This window comes from Streptomyces sp. JNUCC 63 (assembly GCF_054366325.1).
Genome location: NZ_CM135963.1, coordinates 7,777,279 through 7,794,322, shown reverse-complemented (window position 1 = coordinate 7,794,322; position 17,044 = coordinate 7,777,279). Strand labels below are relative to the sequence as shown.

At 67.6% G+C, this 17,044-nt stretch carries 17 protein-coding genes and 1 pseudogene; 9 read left to right on the top strand and 9 right to left on the bottom strand.

What is annotated here, in order from left to right; translation table 11 throughout:
• Positions 1-130: 130 nt before the first annotated feature.
• Entirely contained in the window at positions 131-718 is a 588-nt protein-coding gene (locus ACX25U_RS36100) for a hypothetical protein (protein WP_454386300.1), read from the bottom strand.
• Positions 719-733: 15 nt separating this feature from the next.
• On the opposite strand from ACX25U_RS36100, the gene ACX25U_RS36095 reads away from it, so the two are divergent.
• The 4 genes and pseudogenes from ACX25U_RS36095 (at position 734) to ACX25U_RS36080 (ending at position 3,041) form a co-directional block, all read left to right on the top strand.
• Positions 734-997 carry a hypothetical protein gene (locus ACX25U_RS36095; protein WP_454386298.1) on the top strand — a complete coding sequence of 88 codons (264 nt, stop codon included), beginning with the start codon at positions 734-736 and terminating at the stop codon, positions 995-997.
• Positions 994-1,359, top strand: a complete 366-nt coding sequence (locus ACX25U_RS36090; RefSeq protein ID WP_053760190.1) for a hypothetical protein — start codon at positions 994-996, stop codon at positions 1,357-1,359. Before ACX25U_RS36095 ends, ACX25U_RS36090 begins: the two co-directional genes overlap by 4 nt.
• Before the next feature lie 212 nt (positions 1,360-1,571).
• Positions 1,572-2,675: an IS110 family RNA-guided transposase gene (locus tag ACX25U_RS36085; RefSeq protein WP_454386296.1), complete on the top strand. Its 1,104-nt coding sequence runs from the start codon at positions 1,572-1,574 to the stop codon at positions 2,673-2,675.
• A 102-nt stretch (positions 2,676-2,777) separates the two neighbouring features.
• Positions 2,778-3,041 (top strand): annotated as a pseudogene (locus ACX25U_RS36080) (AMP-binding enzyme).
• Positions 3,042-3,080: 39 nt separating this feature from the next.
• Here the strand turns inward: ACX25U_RS36080 and ACX25U_RS36075 are convergent.
• Positions 3,081-3,506, bottom strand: a complete 426-nt coding sequence (locus ACX25U_RS36075; protein ID WP_454386294.1) for a PaaI family thioesterase — start codon at positions 3,504-3,506, stop codon at positions 3,081-3,083.
• Positions 3,503-3,952 (bottom strand): hypothetical protein, encoded by a 450-nt coding sequence (locus tag ACX25U_RS36070; RefSeq protein WP_454386292.1) that lies wholly within the window; start codon positions 3,950-3,952, stop codon positions 3,503-3,505. The genes ACX25U_RS36075 and ACX25U_RS36070 overlap by 4 nt, the downstream gene beginning before the upstream one ends.
• Positions 3,953-4,105: 153 nt before the next feature.
• Between ACX25U_RS36070 and ACX25U_RS36065 the strand changes: the two genes are divergently transcribed.
• On the top strand, positions 4,106-4,339 hold the full coding sequence (locus tag ACX25U_RS36065) for a hypothetical protein (protein WP_454386291.1): 234 nt from the start codon (positions 4,106-4,108) through the stop codon (positions 4,337-4,339).
• Here ACX25U_RS36065 and ACX25U_RS36060 read toward each other — a convergent pair.
• From ACX25U_RS36060 to ACX25U_RS36035, 6 genes are all read right to left on the bottom strand, one after another.
• Positions 4,324-5,421, bottom strand: coding sequence for an integrase core domain-containing protein (locus ACX25U_RS36060; RefSeq protein ID WP_454386289.1), 1,098 nt, complete (start codon positions 5,419-5,421; stop codon positions 4,324-4,326). The two genes, ACX25U_RS36065 and ACX25U_RS36060, sit on opposite strands and share 16 nt — an antisense overlap.
• Positions 5,422-5,650: 229 nt before the next feature.
• Positions 5,651-6,262, bottom strand: coding sequence for a TetR/AcrR family transcriptional regulator (locus ACX25U_RS36055; RefSeq protein WP_454386287.1), 612 nt, complete (start codon positions 6,260-6,262; stop codon positions 5,651-5,653).
• Positions 6,263-6,312: 50 nt separating this feature from the next.
• Positions 6,313-8,328 (bottom strand): 3-hydroxyacyl-CoA dehydrogenase NAD-binding domain-containing protein, encoded by a 2,016-nt coding sequence (locus tag ACX25U_RS36050; RefSeq protein WP_454386286.1) that lies wholly within the window; start codon positions 8,326-8,328, stop codon positions 6,313-6,315.
• Positions 8,329-8,427: 99 nt separating this feature from the next.
• A complete protein-coding gene (locus tag ACX25U_RS36045; RefSeq protein ID WP_454386284.1) occupies positions 8,428-9,768 on the bottom strand; it encodes an MFS transporter in 1,341 nt (446 codons plus the stop codon).
• A 75-nt stretch (positions 9,769-9,843) separates the two neighbouring features.
• Positions 9,844-10,743 (bottom strand): HpcH/HpaI aldolase/citrate lyase family protein, encoded by a 900-nt coding sequence (locus ACX25U_RS36040; protein ID WP_454386283.1) that lies wholly within the window; start codon positions 10,741-10,743, stop codon positions 9,844-9,846.
• 613 nt (positions 10,744-11,356) lie between these two features.
• On the bottom strand, positions 11,357-12,028 hold the full coding sequence (locus ACX25U_RS36035) for a TetR/AcrR family transcriptional regulator (RefSeq protein ID WP_454386281.1): 672 nt from the start codon (positions 12,026-12,028) through the stop codon (positions 11,357-11,359).
• A gap of 210 nt (positions 12,029-12,238) precedes the next feature.
• Here ACX25U_RS36035 and ACX25U_RS36030 point away from each other — a divergent pair, with 210 nt between their 5' ends.
• Genes ACX25U_RS36030 through ACX25U_RS36015 form a run of 4 tightly spaced genes read left to right on the top strand, consistent with a single transcriptional unit; the run spans position 12,239 to position 17,041 of the window.
• Positions 12,239-12,691 (top strand): MaoC family dehydratase, encoded by a 453-nt coding sequence (locus ACX25U_RS36030; protein WP_454386279.1) that lies wholly within the window; start codon positions 12,239-12,241, stop codon positions 12,689-12,691.
• Between the two features lie 30 nt (positions 12,692-12,721).
• On the top strand, positions 12,722-14,668 hold the full coding sequence (locus ACX25U_RS36025) for an AMP-binding protein (RefSeq protein WP_454386277.1): 1,947 nt from the start codon (positions 12,722-12,724) through the stop codon (positions 14,666-14,668).
• A 10-nt stretch (positions 14,669-14,678) separates the two neighbouring features.
• The gene (locus ACX25U_RS36020) at positions 14,679-15,845 is read left to right on the top strand and encodes an acyl-CoA dehydrogenase family protein (RefSeq protein ID WP_454386275.1); all 1,167 of its coding nucleotides are present in this window, start codon (positions 14,679-14,681) and stop codon (positions 15,843-15,845) included.
• Positions 15,845-17,041 carry a CaiB/BaiF CoA transferase family protein gene (locus ACX25U_RS36015; protein ID WP_454386273.1) on the top strand — a complete coding sequence of 399 codons (1,197 nt, stop codon included), beginning with the start codon at positions 15,845-15,847 and terminating at the stop codon, positions 17,039-17,041. Before ACX25U_RS36020 ends, ACX25U_RS36015 begins: the two co-directional genes overlap by 1 nt.
• Positions 17,042-17,044 lie beyond the last annotated feature (3 nt).

Sequence of the window (17,044 nt, the reverse complement as noted above, 5' to 3'; positions counted from 1 at the left end):
TGACCGCGGGGGCGCCAAGCACCGCAACCCGGCCGGCCGAGCCGGGCCGCGGGCCGGGGCCGCACCGCACTCCGGGCAGGCGCAGCGGGCCCGGCCGGGGTGCGGTGCGTGGCGTCAGGGGCGGGCGGGTTCAGTCCGTGTGGGGGGCGTAGCTGTGCGGGGCGAGGACGGCGAGGGCGTCCGCGATGGGCTCGATCATGTCCGAGGGCAGGAACGCCTTCTTGAGGGCGGCCAGCGCGTCGGGGGTGTCCATGTCCTGGACCTGGAGCATGAGGTCGTGGTCGTCGGGGGCGTCGGATGCCTTCTCGCGCGCGGCCCGGAGTACCGCGTCGAACAGGGCGTGCGCGGCCTCGGCGGCGGCCGCGGTCTCGTCAGCGACCGGGGGCGGGGTGTCGGCGGTGAGCGCGGCGAGGTGCGGGGTGACGCGGGCGGCGGCCCGGTCGGCGCGGGCGTGGAGCTCGGCGTCCGAGAGGCGGCGTACCAGGAGGTGGGTGTGCTGGTCGGTGACCTCGTAGCGGGGGTGATCGTGGCGCAGCACGGTCTGCATGAGGCTGTGGTCGCGGTCGCGCTGGTGGCGGTCGGGCCCCAGGGCGGTGAGTTCGACGACCGGCCCGAGTTCGGGGTGCTCCAGCTCGCGGGCGGTGTAGCCGTGGCGGGGCGTGTCGCTCCGGGTGCCGGGTCGACCCTCCCCATTTGCTATGTGCTGGTATCGGCACATAGCTATAGTGCTGGTATGGGAAAGCAGACGAACATCCGCCTGGACGAAGACGTCAAAGCAGCCGCCGAGGACCGGGCCAGGCGCCGGGGCCTGAGCTTGCAGGGGTACGTGGCTGACCTGATCGAGGCCGACGTGAACCAGTCCCGCGCGGCGTTCATGGCCGGCGCTGCATCGTTCCTGGCCGCGTACACGGACGTGTTCGATGCGGAAGTCGGTGAGGACCGGTACCCCGGCCTCTCGGACACCCCGGCGGAGACGGCATCGAGGGATGCCGCGTGAACCTCCGCATCGACCTCGCGTGGATCCTGGCCGTGGCGCAGCAGATTCCGGGGGATCCCCAGGTCGTCGACTACGGCGTCCCGGTCGCGGCGGAAGCACGTCACCGGGCGGAGATCCTTGACCACGAGGTCTACCCGGAGCCCCATCACAAGGCCGCTGCGCTGCTGTGCGAGCTGGCGAGAAATCCGAGCCTGGAGATGAGGAACCTGCTTTTCGCAGCCACGGTGACCGCGGCCTACCTGTCGGCGTGCGGGATGCCGGTGAGCCCTGGCCTGGACACCGTTCTCCCATTGGCCCGCGCCGCCCGGGACGGGCTCCCGGTGCGTGAGGTCGCCGCTCAGATCAAGACCTGGACGAGCTGATCCTCTCCTCGGGCGGGATCCCTCCGAAGTCCTGGGCCGATTTGGAGGCGGTAGTGGCGCGCCGCAGACAGCCCAGAAGTCCAGCTGCGGCCCTCTGGAACCACCTTCGCTGCGGATTAGGGGCCTTGCCGCACAAGGCACCGTCACAGTCTTGACCGCCCCGGCCCGGCGGCTGGCCACCGGTTCCCGAGGTGATCAGGAGACAGGCGGCCTTGCCCAGCATCACGCAGCCCGCTGCCCCGTGTCGCATCCCGGCCGACGCCGCTGAGGACATCCTGCTCGGCGTGGGCACCCACAAGGACGTCCATGCGGCGGCCGTGGTCACCGTGCTTGGACGCGCTCTGGGCAGTCGCAGCTTCCCGGCGACTGCCGAGGGCTATCGCCAACTCGTGGTCTGGGCCAGCTCGTTCGGCATGCTGCGGCGGGCCGGCATCGAATGCACCGGCTCCTACGGGGCCGCGCCGGCCCGACACTTGCGCGCCGAGGGCATCGAGGTGACCGAGGTCAACCAGTCCGACAAGGCCGCCCGACGCCGCCACGGCAAGACCGACGCCGTCGACGCCGAGGCCGCCGCCCGCGCCGTGCTGTCCAAACGCGCCACCGCGACGGCGAAGACGAGCGACGGCCCGGTGGAGATGCTGCGGCTGTTCAAGCTGGCCAAGAGCTCTGCGATCAAGTCCAGGACCCAGGCCATCAACCAGCTCAAGAGCGTCCTCGTCTCGGCCGACGCCGCCCTGCGCGAGTCCCTGGCCGGGCTGACCAACCCGCACCTGTCCGCGCGGTGCGCCGAGCTGGAGGTCCCGGAAGTGGCCGGGCCGGCCGGGGCCGCTCGCCACACCCTGCAGCTGCCGGCCCGCCGCATCCAGCACCTGACCGAAGAGATCGACAACCTCAACAAGCGGACAGCCGAGACGGTCGAGGCAAGCACCCCCGGCCTGCTCGACGCGCGCGGCGTCGGCCCGGACAGCGCCGCGGCCCTGCTCATCGCGGCCGGCGACAACCCCGAACGCCTCGCCGGCGAGGCGTCGTTCGCGGCCTTGTGCGGTACCAGTCCGGTCGAGGCGTCTTCCGGCAAGACCCAACGCCGCAGGCTGAATCGCGGCGGCGACCGCCAGGCCGACGCCGCCCTCTACCGCATCGTCCTCAGCCACCTGCGCTGGGACCACCGCACCCAGGACTACCTGCACCGACGCCTCGCTGAGGGCAAAACACGCCGAGAGATCATCCGCTGCCTCAAGCGCTACGTCGCACACGAGATCTACCGGCTCATCGTCCCCACGGGCCCTGCGACAGACCACGGCGGAGCCGACGCTTGACATCCATAGGGGCACCAACGTCATGAGGACGGTTACCTGTTCATCGTCGGCCGGATCAAGGACGTCGTCATCACCGGCGGGGAGAACGTCTACTCGCCCGAGGTGGAGGAGGCGATCCTGCAGCATCCGGCGATCCGGGACGCCGCCGTTGTCGGGCGGCCGCACCAGGACTGAGGCGAGACCGTCGTCGCCGTGGTGGAGGCCGACTCGGCGGTGACGCTTGAGGAGTTGCGCGGGTTTCTGTCCACCAGGCTGGCGAAGTACAAGATCCCCCGGGAACTGACGGTGGTCCCGTTGCTGCCGCGTACGCCCTCCGGCAAGGTGAAGAAGTACATACTGCGCGAACAGGTACAGACCGGCCCATGACGCGCCTGGCGCCATGGGCCGGTCAACTGCCCAGTTGTCTCAGTCCTCTTGCTTGCCCGCGCTCACGATCGTCCCCTGCGCCACGGCGACCAGGCGCTCCTCCCCCTGCTCCGAGGCAACGTAGACCGAGCACTGGCACACGGCCTGACTCCGGGTTGTGGCGGTCGCCTTGGCGCGGGCGACAACGAGGGCGCCGACTGCCGGCCGAACGTAGTTGATCTTGTATTCGGCGGTGAGCGCATCGCGGCCGAGGGCGAGTCCTCCGGCGAAGGTCAGCGCGTTGTCGGCCAGGTAGCTGAGGACTCCTCCGTGTACGAAGCCGTGCTGCTGTTGGATCTCGGGCCGGTTGATGAGGCGGATCTCGGCCGAGTCGGGCACCACGGAGGTGAGTTCGGCGCCCAGGAACATGCTGAACGGCTGGGCCTGGAAGATGCTGTGCGCAAAACCGGTGAGGTCCATGGTCATGAGTGCCGTCCTGTCGCTCGGGGGGTGGCGGGGGTGGCCGCGTCCGGGTCGGTGAGCCGCTCGTCGATGGTGTGCTGGAACATCGCGAGCAGGCCCTCCGCCAGTCCCAGGACGTGGTGGTCGCTGCCGCCGTGGGGCAGATGCCGCTGCACGTCCTCGGCGATGGCGAAGTCACCGTAGGCCGTGTCATAGTTCGCGCCCGCGAGACTGTTGCCGTCGCCGCAGAGTCCCCTCAGCCACATACCCCCGGCGGTGGGCCGACCGGTGCTGCGTATTCGGTTGTGGATGCGGACGGTCGCGCTGGTCACCATGCCCCGGTTGCCGGCTGCCTGTGGCGGCACGTGGGCCCGCGTCATCTCGCGGACCTCGCCGCATAGGCCGCAGGGCCGCAGACCCGGCTTGCGCAGGTCAGCGCCCAGGGTCCCTGGGGGTCGGTTGTCAGACATTCACGGAGCGTAGCGGGCCACCAGGCGCGGGCGCTGACCTTTTCGCTGGCTGAAGCGCAAGGGCGGGTAGCTGGCTGCGCGGTCCGCAGACCGGTCAGGGCCGGCGTCGGCGGCTGCGGGACAGGCACGGATCGGCACTCTTTCTGCGGCCAGATGGTCAGGGATCTGTGCTTTGAAGCGCCAGACGGCGTGTTCCAGGCCTGCCGGGTCGTGGCCGAGCTGGGCGGCGGCGGCTTCGTACACCGCGCGCAGCTGGTGGTAGGTCAGGGGTGGGAGGCCGGCGTCCGCGGCGAAGGCGCGCAGGTGGCGTCGAATGGGCCTGATGGCGAACGAGGAAGCGCTGCGCTTGCCGAATACCTCATCCAGGCTGCTCAGGCCGCATGTTGATACTCGTGGAGAGTGCCGCCAAGCCGCGCTCGCCGTCGTATGTCCAGACGGGCGATCCGATCCGGGTCCTCGATCGGAGCGGGCAGCGGGTGGAGGGGGCGGACGTTCGCAAGGCCCTGGTGCGGCCTGTGCTCGTTATAGAACGTCTCGAACTCGCGCAGGGCGTACAGGAGATGGCGTTGGTTCCAGATCAATGTGCGGTCCAGCAGCTCTCGTCTGCAGGTCTGCACCCACCGCTCCATGATCGAGTTCATTCTCGGTATCCGGACGCCGCTGAGCACCACCTCGATACTCGCGTCCTTGAGTACCTCGTCGAACAACTGCGGGAACTTCCCGTCCCGATCCCTGATCAGATAGCGAGCCCGGCAGCCGGTGTCCTCGAGGTCCATAACAAGATTTTTCGCGGCCTGGACCACCCAGGACGCGGTCGGATGCGCGGTCGCGCCCAGGATCCGGATCCGGCGGTTCGCGTGCTCGATCGCGGCGAACACGTACAAGCGGGCCCCGGACAGGGTGACGGTTTCGAAGAAGTCGCACGCCAGGAGCGCGTCGGCCTGGGAGCGCAGGAGGCCCGCCCAGGTGCTCGAGGCCCGCTCGGGCGCCGGTTCGATGCCGTCCTCCTTCAAGATTTCCCAGACCGTGGATGCTGCCACCTTCACTCCGAGCACGAGCAGTTCACCGTGCAGGCGCCGGTAGCTCCAACTTGGATTTTCCCTGGCCAAGCGCAGTACGAGTGCTCGGATCGAGTGCACGGTGCGGGGCCGGCCTCCGCGCTTGGGCCGGGACCGTGCGGCGTGTCGGCGGACGATCAGGTCGCGGTGCCAGCGCAGTACCGTGTCCGGCCGCACCAGCAGCCGCATCCGGCGCAGCACTTCCCTTGGCAGACCGTGGAGCAGCGACGCCAGGAAAGCCCGGTCGCCGGCGTCGAATCGGACCCGCTGCCCGTCCAGATGCCGCTCCAAGACGGCGATCTGATGGCGCAGGGTCAAGGTCTCGATGTCTTTCTCACGGTCGCTCGTTGGTAGCAGTCGCAGCATCGCGAACGCGTTCGTCACGCCCAGGTACGCCAGTCTCAGCAGCACGACCGATCATCATGCCGCGCCCACCGCCGCCGCGCGATAGCGGCGACTCGATCGGTCACGACCAGCACCCCGAAACCCGCTCCCACCTGTATGGATGAGGTATTCGGCAAGGGCAACGTCCACACACTCACCATGCTGCTGAACACGACCGACAGAAAGACCTAACGGAGTCCTACAAGCGCCCTTCCCGTTTGCGGAACTGGCGGGCAGCGGCGAGGCCCTGTCTGCTTCAGCGGCCGATCCCGTGGCGGACGAGGGCCTGCGCGTTCTGGATCAGAGACTGGAGATTCCCCCGCTCGGAATTCCACCATTCATTCGACCAGCTCAGGGCACCGATGATCAATCCCTGCGCCGCATACAGATTCAGACCGGGCTGCAGCTGCCCGGCTTCGGCCGCCTCTGCGAGATGCCGTCGCCAGATCGCGCCGTACTCCCGGCGGAGCTCCTGTTGCCGTTCCCGGATGCCGTCGGGCATCTGGCTCATATTACGGGTCGAGGCCGCCGCGTAGTGCGAGATAGTCAAGGCCACTTCCAGGTGCCCCGCGACCGCCGCCAGAACTCGATCGAGCGGCGTCGCGGTGGCGGGAAGAGCCTCGATAACGGATGTCACGTGTTCGATGAACCGCCGGTGTCCGACAGTCATCACCTCGTCGACGAGGTCCTCCCGGGAGGGAAAGTGCCGGTAAATCGCCGGTGTCTTGATTCCGGCAATCTTGGCGATGTCCGCGAGCTTTGTTCCCGCGTATCCCTCCCGACACATGACCTCTGCGGCTGCATCGAGTATGAGCTGGCGGGTGTACTTGCCGCCGCGCGATCCCCTGGTCGGAGCGTCCTTGGTCATCACTTCACGGTACAGGACCGGAGACGCGGCGCTGATGCCGTGGCCGCGCGTCATCGCTGTTCACGGACCTCGTCCAGGCACCGGGCCACAGACTTCGGGAGGCAGCCCCGCGAAGCGGGTTCTGCCATGGAGAAGGTGACGGGGCACGAGGCGTGAACAGTGGCAAGAGCCGCGACGATCTCGCGGTCGGGGCGCGCCGACATCGCTCGGACCGGACCGCCAAGCACCTTGGGGAATGCAAACCCCTCAGTCATCGCCACATCAATGTCGGACGCGCGCTCGGCAATTCCGGACCCCACCACGACTGCGGCGGCGCACAGCATCGACGCGAGGACCCGGTCCCGAATCTCCGAATCGTCGATCCGGCGCGGCTCGATCCCCTTGGCCGTACGTTCAGCCGCGATGATCGCGTCGACAGCGGGGTCGGATTCTCCACGTCGCGAACCGTCGGGATAGGCGAACCACCCCGCTCCGGTCTTCTGCCCCAGTCGGCCAGCTTCGCACAGCCGGTCGGGAATCGATACGTACCGCTGCTGCGGATCCCGCATCAGGGCCAGCCGCTTTCGGCGCGCCCAGGCGATGTCCAGACCGGACATGTCGGCAACGGCGAAGGGGCCGATCGGCATGCCGAGTCCGCGCATCGCACGGTCGACGTCGGACGGCGAGGCGCCTTCCTCGACCAGGAATTCGACCTGTGTGCGGTAATCGGCGTAGACGCGATTGGCGACGAAGCCGTCGCCGATACCGGCGGGGACACCGGTCTTGTCCAGTGCGGAGATGACCCGGGACAGAGTGGCTGCGGTTGCGTCGTCGGTCGCCGGAGTGCGGATCAGCTCGACGAGGGGATTACGATGCGGCGGATTGAAGAAGTGCAGTCCTGCGAATCGGTTCCGATGCACGAGCGCACGCGACATTTCGCGGAGATCGAGATACGACGTGTTGCTCACTATGACCGCGTCGTCCCGTAGTACGGGCTCCAGGCTCCTGAGCAGGTCGGTTTTGACCTCCATGTCCTCGAACACCGCGTCGATGACGAGATCGGCGTCGGCCAGGCCGGTGATGTCGGCGGCGATGTGGATCCCGCTTCCTCGCGAGGCGAGCCGTTCCACCGCGGTGGAATCCCGGTCGTGGACGACGACCGTGAATCCGTGCTCGGTGAAGGCCCGGGCGAGGGAGCTCCCCATGGTTCCCGCGCCGGCGATCCCCACCGTTCGGACCGGCATCGGGTCGGCGGGAGACCGAAGCGCTTTTGCAGCCGCACGGCGTGCGAAGAACAGGTAGCGTAGGTTGCTCGCCTCGTCCGAGAGCCTGAGTCGGTTGAAGGTGCGCCGTTCGGCGGCCAGGGCCTCGTGGACATCGCCGTCGCCTGCGCGGCGGACCAGATCGACCGCCTCCAGGACGTTGGGGCGGGCCCGCCGGCTCACCCCGGCAAGCGCAGCTTCGATGTCCTCCTCGGAAGCGGGTGGCACCTGTCGGTCGATCAGCCGGGACTTGCCGGTGGCACACTTCGCGAGCTCGACCGCGCGATCGATGAGTTCGTCCGCCGGGACGACCTCGTCGAGGATCCCGACGCGAAGTGCTTCTTCGGCGTCGAGCCGTCGGGCCGAAGCCACCAGATCGATGGCGGTGGGGACACTGATGAGGCGCGGCGTACGCACCGTTCCTCCGGCACCTGGCACCATCCCGAGCGTCACCTCGGGAAATCCGACCTGGGCGGAGGGGTCTCCGATCCGGTGGTCACAGCCGAGAGCGAATTCGAGACCGCCTCCGAGGGCGAGGCCGGTGACAGCAGCGACCACGGGGACGTCGAGCTGCTCGACGGCCGCGATGACTGAGGGCAACTGGGGCTCTTGGAGGTCACCGGCGAACTCGGCGATGTCGGAGCCGGCGTAGAAGTGCCTCAGCGCGGAAGCGATCACCACTCCTTCTATCTGCGGATCCGCCGCGAGGTCCCGCAGGGTTCGGGCGAGATCTGCACGCATGGTCGCATTGCCCATGTTCACGGGTGGGTTGTTCAGGAGGCATACTGCGATCGTTCCGCGGATGCTCGTGGTGACCGTGGACATGCTGAGGCCTCTCTTCATGGCGCAGTGTGATGGTTCGGAGGTGGCTTCGCCGACCGGAGGACGGGAGCCGCCGACGCCGTCTCCACACGGAATGTCAGGTCATCTCTCGTTGCCTTTGGCAGCGGCGACCAGTTCGGCGTTGGTGTTTTCGTCGACGCCCTTGAATCCGAACCACGCGACGATTGCCGCGATGACGGAGATGAGGGCGAGGTAGTACCCGGGCGCCAGGTCGACGTCGGTGTCCCCCAGCCAGGTGGCCACATAGGGAGCGGTGCCACCGAAGACGGCGATGGAGATCTGGTAGGGCACGGCGCCTGCGGAGAAGCGGATACGGGCCGGGAAGAGGTCCACCATGGAGACGGCCACGATGGAGGTCACGCCGGCGGCGAAGAGCCCGATGCCCATCAATGCGAGCAGAGATGCGGTGAACGTCTGCTTGTGGAGCAGATGGAACGCCAAGGGGGCGAACACAGCCATGCCCAGGGACGAGAACATCGCAACCGGGCGACGGCCGATCTTGTCCACGCAGAGGCCGTAGACGGGGGACACCGCCGTGTAGAAGAGCAGTGCGACGGCCAGCGCGCTGAGCGACGCCGTATAACTCAGTGCGGCCACCTTCATCATGTAGGACACTGTGAATCCGGTGAACATGTAGAAGGCGACGCCATTGAGCATGTTCCACCCGAAGACGGTGGCCATCGATTTCTTCGCCACGCGGATGCCCTCAGCGAGGGGCGCCGACTCGACCTGACCGGACTCGCGCACCGCCTTGAATTCCGGTGTCTCCTCGATACGCATCCGCAGGATGATGGCCACGATTCCTGCCGGACCGGCCAGCAGGAACGGAATGCGCCAGCCCCACGAGGTGAAGTCGGCCTCGGAGACCGACAAGGTCACGATGAGGGAGACGACAGCTGCGGTGGCAGTTCCGACACCGACGGCCGCAGGAGACAGCGAGCCGTACCGGCCGCGCCATCCCCGGGGAGCGTGCTCGACCACGTAGATCGTTGCGCCGGCGTACTCGCCGCCGGCCGACAATCCTTGGAACAGCCGGAGGACGACCAGCAGAACGGTGGCCCAGAAGCCGATGCCCGCGTGCGTCGGCAGCATGCCGAGCAGGACGGTGGACAAGCTCATGAGGATCACAGCGCTCAAAAGAGACGCGCGGCGGCCGATGCGGTCGCCGATCCAGCCGAACACGAATGCGCCGAGGGGACGGACGAAGAAGCCCAAGGCGAACACCGCGAAGGTGGACAGCAGTGCGGCGGTCGGGTCGGAGGATGGGAAGAACAGTGCCGAGATTGTGACGGCGAAGAAGCCGTAGAGGCCAAAGTCGTACCACTCGATGAAGTTGCCGATGGCGCCGGCGTAGATGGCCCGGCGTCGCGCCGAGGATTCGGTGACCTGTATCGGTGGCGAGGACACGTCGGAGGATGGCATGGCGCACCTTTGGTGGCTCGGCGGGGCGGGGGACCGGAGGACGGAGGTGAGGGAGCGGGTTCACCTCGGGTGGGTTCAGACCTGGGCGACAGCGTCGGCGTGGGCGATCACGGCCTCTGCGGTCTTGGCATGGGCGAGATCGATGTGCTGGCCCTCGAAGTCGACGGCACCGTGTCCCTGGACTTCGGCCTCGCGGAAGGCCTGAACCATGCGCCGGTAGAAGTCGACCTTCTCGGGGGACGGGGTGAAGACCTCGTTCGCGATCTCGACATGGGACGGGTGGATGAGGACCATGCCGCGGTACCCCAGGCGCCGGTTGTCCTCTGAGAACGCCCGGAATCCGTCCAGGTCCTTGATGTCCTGCCACACGCCGGCCATCGGATGGTGCAGCCCGTTCGCCCGGGACGCAAGCACGATGCGGCTGCGAAGGTAGAGGGTCTCCAGACCCTCGGGCGTGAATTCGAATCCAAGTTCACGCCCGACGTCGGCGTTGGGCCCCGTGGCGCCGAGGAGTGCGGCGACTCGCGGTGTGGCCGCGGCCATCGCCTCGCAGTTCGCCATCGACGAGGCGGTTTCAAGGCTCAGCAGGAGTCCGATGTCGCCGGCGGGGAGGCCGCGCGTCTCCTCGAGATGGGAGACGACTGCGTCGATCTGAATGATCTCTTTGGCGTCGAAGGTCTTCGGGAGCAGCAGTCCTGCGACGCCGGGCACGACGACCGCGTCGAGATCGGCGCCCATCAGGCCGGTACCACGGCTGTTGGGGCGGACCCACACGTCGGCGCGGTGTCCCAGGCTGCGGAGCCGGGAGATGGACTCGACGACGGTGTCGCGCGCGACCTTCTTGTCCGGGGCAGGGACCGAGTCCTCCAGGTCGAGGATGATCGCATCGGTGCCCGATGCAACGGCCTTGTCGGCCCACGCACCCTTGTGTCCCGGGACGAAGAGCATGGACCGATACGGTCTGATGATGGCCATGGAAGAGTTCTCCTTCGGGGACGACGACCTTCCGAGTCCGCGCTCGACAGCAAGGGCTCGGACAGACATGTCACTGGGATTGCGGTTCTGATTCGAGGGAGCTGCAGTGCCCTGAAGAGAGCGGCGTGGACAGCCAGATCGGCCCGCCACACCTCAATGCGTGAATCTATCGTAGATTAACTTCAGGAGAAGCCGCAATGGTCAGGAAGCGGCTGCGGCAAGCAGGGGCCGACGACGCGACACCGCCCAGGCCGTGACACGGCCCGCAACAGCATGTGATGACGGACTGTGCGCCGGGCGGCACGGATCGCGTTCAGATCTTCGGCCCGGTCCATGGAGACGGCCGGTTCGGGAGACCGCCGGCCGGACGCGGCCGACTCGGCTGCAGCATCCTGACGTCCGCGGGACACTCCGCGCCCACTGCGACGGCCGGGGACCCCGCCCGGATCCTCTGCCTGACATGCGATATCTCAGCAGCTGAGGCCGATGGCGCCGACGTATGCGACGCCGGTGAGGAGTCGGCCGAGCATGGCCGGCTGGGCGGCGGCCGCCGCTCGGGCTTACCGACCGCCGCGACCGCCGGCCCGGCGAACCCGTGCGGCCGCAGCGCCGGCTAGAAGCGGGGCTCGATGAACAGGGGTGGGGCCACCCGCGGAGCGGGGTTCTCCAGCCCGCGGCGAACGATGGTCTGTGCGGTCTTGATCACGGTTTCCACCGGAATGCTGTCCGGGCGCCACCATTCCGCGGCCCAGTTCAGCGCGCCGAAGATGAGCATGCGCGTGAGGTAGGAGTCGGCGTCGTGCCTGATGCGGCCGGCCGCGTGGGCGGCGTTCATGAGGTCACGCCACAGGATGCTGTACTCCTCCTCGCTGGCGCGGATCGAGGCGCGCATGGAGTCGGGGAGCTGCCGGGAGTTCCGGACGGCGGCAAGGGTGTAGTCCGACATCCCGAGTGTCACGCGAAGATGCGCCTCGACTGCGACCACGATCCGGTCGATCGGGTCCGTGTTCGGGGGAAGTTCTGCCAGAGCGCGGCGAACATGGGTGTTGACCTGGATCGTCCCCTCGCGGATGACGGCTTCGATGAGCTCTTCCCGAGAGGCGAAGTGATAGTAGATCGCCGCGGTTTGAAGGCCTGCCTCGGAGGCGACGTCGGAGAGCCGGACGCCGACGTAGCCACGCCGTCCGATCATGCGAGCAGCCACATCCATGATGCGCTGCCGGGTTCGGGCGGCCTTGGTCTCGGCAGGCGGGTCCGACTCGGGCCGGCGTCTCGTATCGGTCATCGGCTGCAGATTAACACGGAGAGAGTCGTTGACGGCTTAGTTAATCGTAGTTAGATTAACGTCAGCGTAGGGGGGCGGACCAGGCTCCCCACCCGACCTCACCTTGGCACCGCTCCCACTCACCGTGCGGACGCGAAGGTCGCCCTCCCGATGCTCGGCTCGACCACCGGCGTTCCCCCGCGAGCAAAAGAATGAAAGGCACGACACACCATGCCCGGTTTGTATTTCGAGGAGTTCGAACCCGGTCTCGTGATCGACCATCCCACGAGGCGGACGGTCTCCGAGTACGACAACGTACTGTTCAGTTCACTGACGTTGAACCTCGCGCCCCTCCATCTGGACGCGGAGTACAGCAAGAACACGGAGTTCGGCCAGCGGCTGGTCAACAGCCTCTACATCCTCGGGCTCGTCTGCGGTGTCCCGGTGCCTGAGACCACCCTCGGCACGACGGTGGCGAATCTCGGGTTCGAGGAGATCACCTTCCCCAAGCCCGTGTTCCACGGTGACACGATCCACGTCCGTACCGAGATCCTCGGCAAGCGGGAGTCCAAGGGCCGTAAGAACGCCGGGATCGTGTTCTTCCGCCACCTCGGTCTGAACCAACGTGACGAGATCGTGTGCGATGCGCGACGCAATGGGCTCATGCTCAAGCGCCCGAGCTAACTCCGTCCGATCACACAAGAAGGGCATGCCATGAAGGGGCAATGCGTCTTCGGGACCTCCTCCTCACCCGCCTGGATTCCGACCGAGGAGATCGTTTCCCGGAACCGGCTGCTCAAGGCGATGAAGCGGTGGGGATACGAGTCCGTGGAGGACCTGCACACAGCTTCGATCGACGATCCCGAGTGGTTCTGGCGGGCGGTGATCGACGACCTCGGCATCGAGTTCAACCGGCCGTTCACCGCGGTGCTCGACGAATCCGCCGGCAAGCCGCTTCCGAAGTGGTTCGTCGGAGGCGGAATCAATCTGGCGCACCTGTGTTCGCACCGCCACGCGTCGGGCGATCTCGCCGACCGCGAAGCCATCGTGTACGAGGCCGACAACGGCGTCCGTAAGGCGCTCACCTTCTCCGAGCTCGACCGTGAGGTGCGGCGTTTCGCGGCCAACCTGCGCGACCTCGGGGTCGGCAAGGGCGACCGGATCGTGCTGTTCACTCCGGTGGCCACCGAGACCGCAGTGGCGTTCCTGGCCGCCGCCATGATCGGCGCGGTCGTGGTTCCCGCGTTCTCCGGCTACGGCGCCGAGGCCGTTGCGTCCCGCATCCGCAGTTCCAAGGCGGTCATGCTGGTAACGGCAGATGCGACGACGCGCCGAGGCAAGCGGGTTCCCCTCAAGGAGACCGCGGACGAGGCACTTGCGGACGCGCCCTCGATCCGCAAGGTCATCGTCATTCGTAACCTCGGAGACGGGGCTCCGATGACCGCCGGCCGAGACATCTACTGGGACGAACTCCCGGCCGATCCCAGCCCGGTCGAGACCGCGGACACCGACCCCAACGACCCGGTTGTCATCGCCTACACCTCCGGTACCACCGGCGCGCCGAAGGGCATCGTCCATTCGCACGGCGGACTGGCTGTCAAGTGCGGTGTTGACGCGGCGTACGGCTTCGACATCCACCGGGGGGACGTCGTCGCCTGGATCGCCGACATCGGATGGATGCTGTACGGCGTCCTCCTCATCGGAGTTCTCCAGCACGGCGCCACCCTGGTGCTGACCGAGGGCGTGCCGACGTACCCGAGCCGTTCCCGGCTGTGGGAGATCGTCGAGCGCAACGGTGTCACCCTGCAGGGCATCGCTCCGACCGCGGCGCGGGCCGTCATGGCCGCCACACGTGAGGAGGAGATCGAGCAGGACCTGTCGACCCTCGTGGCCTTCGCCTCCACCGGCGAGGCCTGGGACGAGCCGACGTGGCGGTGGCTGTTCGATCACATCGGCAAGGGCACACGCCCCGTCATCAACTACAGCGGCGGAACCGAGGTTCCCGGCGGAATTGTCGTCTGCTACCCGTTCCTCGCGGCGGACGCGGCCTCGTTCAACGGCCCCATGCTGGGGATGGACGCCGCCGTTCTCGACGGGACCGGCACGCCGGTCTTCGACGAGATCGGGGAACTGGTCGTAATGAACACCTGGCCCGGAATGACCCACTCGTTCTGGAGGGACACGGACCGCTACCTGAAGACCTACTGGGACACCTGGCCGGACGTCTGGGTTCACGGTGACCTGGCAAGCGTGTCGCCGTCCGGGAGCTGGAAGATCCACGGTCGGTCGGACGACACGATGAAGGTGTCCGGCCGGCGGATCGGCCCCGCAGAGCTGGAGGCGGCGCTCCTGAAGGATCCTCGCATCGTCGAGGTCGCCGTGATCGGTGTGCCCGACGAGCAACGCGGCCAGAAAGTCGTCGCCTTCGTCGTCGTTCGGGATGAGGACATCGACAAGGAGGCTCTCGTCGCGACGGCGGTCCACAACGTCGGACGGTCGTTCGCGCCTACCGTCCACGTCGTGTCGGCTCTGCCCAAGACCAAGAACGGCAAGATCATGCGCCGCGTGGTCCGCGCCCGCCACCTCGGCGAACCGACGGGGGACCTCGCCGCCCTCGACTCGCCCGAGAGTCTCGACGCCATCCCCCTTTTGCAGAAGTAGGAGCACCCCCATGAGCAGCACTACCGAAGAGAGCACCGTCGACGTCGTCAGGAAGGCGACGCGGGACCTGGCCCGCCGTTTCGATCTGGACTACTGGCGGGACAAGGACAAGAAGGGCGAGTACCCCCGCGAGTTCGTCAAGGCGTTCGCCGACGGCGGCTGGCTGGGCCTGATCGTGCCCGAGGAGTATGGCGGGCTGGGACTCGGTATGGCCGAGGCTGCCGTGATGCTCTACGAGATCTCCGCTTCCGGTGCCGCCAACAGCGGCGCCTCGGCGATCCACTTCTCCATCTTCCCCCCGGCCCCGATCATCAACTTCGGTTCCGAGGAGATGAAGAAGCAGTGGCTTCCGAAGATTGCCAGCGGCGAGATCCTCATGTGCTTCGCCATCACCGAACCGACCGCCGGCGTCGACACCTCCCGCATCCGCACCACGGCCAAGAAGGTCGACGGGGGCTGGGTCGTCAACGGCCAGAAGGTGTGGATCAGCAACGCGCAGAATGCCGACAAGATTCTGCTGCTCGCCCGCACGTCGCCGCGTGACGAGGCCAACCCGCTCGACGGGATGACGATCTTCTTCACCGATCTCGACCGCGACCACATCACCGTTCGGGAGATCGAGAAGTGCGGCCGCTCGGCGCTGGATTCGAACGAGCTGTTCATCGACGATCTTCCGGTGCGTGACGACGAGGTCGTCGGTGAGGTCGGCAAGGGATTCAAGTACCTCATCGACGGGCTCAACCCGGAGCGCATCGTCGTCGCCATGGAGCAGATCGGTATCGGCCGCGCCGCCATGGACATCGCGGTCCAGTACGCCAAGGACCGTGTCGTGTTCGATCGTCCGATCGGCAAGAACCAGGCCGTCGCCCATCCGCTGGCCGATTCGTGGATCCGCCTGGAGGCCGCAGAGCGCATGGCCATGCACGCGGCGCACCTGTTCGACACGGGGCAGAAGTGTGGCAAGGAGGCGGCGGCCGCGAAGTTCCTCGGCGCCGAAGCCGGCTTCGAGGCCTGCGACCGGGCGATGTCGACCCTGGGCGGCTACGCCTACTCGAAGGAGTACCACGTGGAGCGACTGTGGCGTGAGTGCCGCCTGCAGCGCAACGCGCCGTTCTCGCAAGAGATGGTACTGAACTTCATCTCGCACAACGTGCTCAAGCTCCCGAGGTCGTACTGATGACCGCCCGGAACGGAGACCCGGCGTGCGTGGCGGAACGCCGCACACGCAGCGGCGCCGGCGCGCTCTCCGGAGTCCGCGTCGTCGTGCTCGAGGGACTGGGACCCACCCCCTTCATCTCGATGCTGCTCTCCGACATGGGGGCCGATGTCGTCCGCGTCACGCGCCCGCGGCACCGTTCCGCGCGCGAGATCGGACAGACCAAGGGGCTCTCCCCGGACCGGGACGTGGTCAATCGTGGGACGACCTCCGTGGAGGTCGACCTCAAGGACCCCGCCGGCACCGAGTCCGTGCTCCGCCTGATCGACTCGGCCCACATCCTCATGGAGGGCTACCGGCCGGGCGTCGTCGAGCGGCTCGGTCTCGGCCCGGACGTCGTCCTCGCCCGCAATCCGACGATCGTGTTCGCCCGGATCACGGGCTACGGCCAGAGTGGCCGGCTGGCGAAGTCCGTCGGCCACGACATCAACTACGTCGCCCAGTCCGGAGTCCTCCACACGCTGGGGCATCCTGGTGAACGCCCCCGCCCGGCCGTGAACTACCTCGGCGACTACGCCGGCGGAGGGGCTATCGGCGCATTCGGCATCGTATGCGCCCTTCTCGAATCCGGGCGGTCGGGCCGGGGGCAGGTCGTCGACGTGTCCATGGTCGACGGCGCGGCGCTGCTCACCGCACGCATGCAGGGACTGCGCGCCGCCGGCCTGTTCTCCGACGAGCCCGGAACCAACCATGTGGACAACGGCGCGCCGTTCTACGACACCTACCGTTGCGCCGACGGGCGGTTCGTGGCGGTGGGAGCCCTCGAAGAGGACTTCTACCGAGCCTTCCTCGCCGGCCTGGGCCCCGACACCGACACGTGGCCCGGCCGGGACGACGAGGCGAACTGGCCGCAGCTGCGGGCCCTGATCGAGGACCGCATCGGGACCAGGCCGATGGCGGAGTGGGCCGAGATCTTCGACGGCACCGACGCCTGTGTCACACCGGTACTGAACTTCTCCGAGGCGGCGCGCGATCCTCACAACGCCGAACGTGCCGTGTTCGTGGACGTCGACGGCGTCCTGCATCCGGCGCCGTCCCCCCGTCTCGACCGCACTCCCGCACGCCGGCCCGGGCCGTCCGCTCGGGAAAACGCTGACATCCGCGACATCGTCGCCGACTGGGCCGAGGACTCTGCCCGAGTCGACCCGATCCACTGACAC

What these genes read in the sequence shown, in the direction of transcription:
- ACX25U_RS36100 (WP_454386300.1), bottom strand. Translation starts at nt 718, where the DNA reads ATGTGCCGATACCAGCACATAGCAAATGGGGAGGGTCGACCCGGCACC.
- ACX25U_RS36095 (WP_454386298.1), top strand. Translation starts at nt 734, where the DNA reads ATGGGAAAGCAGACGAACATCCGCCTGGACGAAGACGTCAAAGCAGCC.
- ACX25U_RS36075 (WP_454386294.1), bottom strand. Translation starts at nt 3,506, where the DNA reads ATGACCATGGACCTCACCGGTTTTGCGCACAGCATCTTCCAGGCCCAG.
- ACX25U_RS36070 (WP_454386292.1), bottom strand. Translation starts at nt 3,952, where the DNA reads ATGTCTGACAACCGACCCCCAGGGACCCTGGGCGCTGACCTGCGCAAG.
- ACX25U_RS36065 (WP_454386291.1), top strand. Translation starts at nt 4,106, where the DNA reads ATGGTCAGGGATCTGTGCTTTGAAGCGCCAGACGGCGTGTTCCAGGCC.
- ACX25U_RS36055 (WP_454386287.1), bottom strand. Translation starts at nt 6,262, where the DNA reads ATGACCAAGGACGCTCCGACCAGGGGATCGCGCGGCGGCAAGTACACC.
- ACX25U_RS36050 (WP_454386286.1), bottom strand. Translation starts at nt 8,328, where the DNA reads ATGTCCACGGTCACCACGAGCATCCGCGGAACGATCGCAGTATGCCTC.
- ACX25U_RS36045 (WP_454386284.1), bottom strand. Translation starts at nt 9,768, where the DNA reads ATGCCATCCTCCGACGTGTCCTCGCCACCGATACAGGTCACCGAATCC.
- ACX25U_RS36040 (WP_454386283.1), bottom strand. Translation starts at nt 10,743, where the DNA reads ATGGCCATCATCAGACCGTATCGGTCCATGCTCTTCGTCCCGGGACAC.
- ACX25U_RS36035 (WP_454386281.1), bottom strand. Translation starts at nt 12,028, where the DNA reads ATGACCGATACGAGACGCCGGCCCGAGTCGGACCCGCCTGCCGAGACC.
- ACX25U_RS36030 (WP_454386279.1), top strand. Translation starts at nt 12,239, where the DNA reads ATGCCCGGTTTGTATTTCGAGGAGTTCGAACCCGGTCTCGTGATCGAC.
- ACX25U_RS36025 (WP_454386277.1), top strand. Translation starts at nt 12,722, where the DNA reads ATGAAGGGGCAATGCGTCTTCGGGACCTCCTCCTCACCCGCCTGGATT.
- ACX25U_RS36020 (WP_454386275.1), top strand. Translation starts at nt 14,679, where the DNA reads ATGAGCAGCACTACCGAAGAGAGCACCGTCGACGTCGTCAGGAAGGCG.
- ACX25U_RS36015 (WP_454386273.1), top strand. Translation starts at nt 15,845, where the DNA reads ATGACCGCCCGGAACGGAGACCCGGCGTGCGTGGCGGAACGCCGCACA.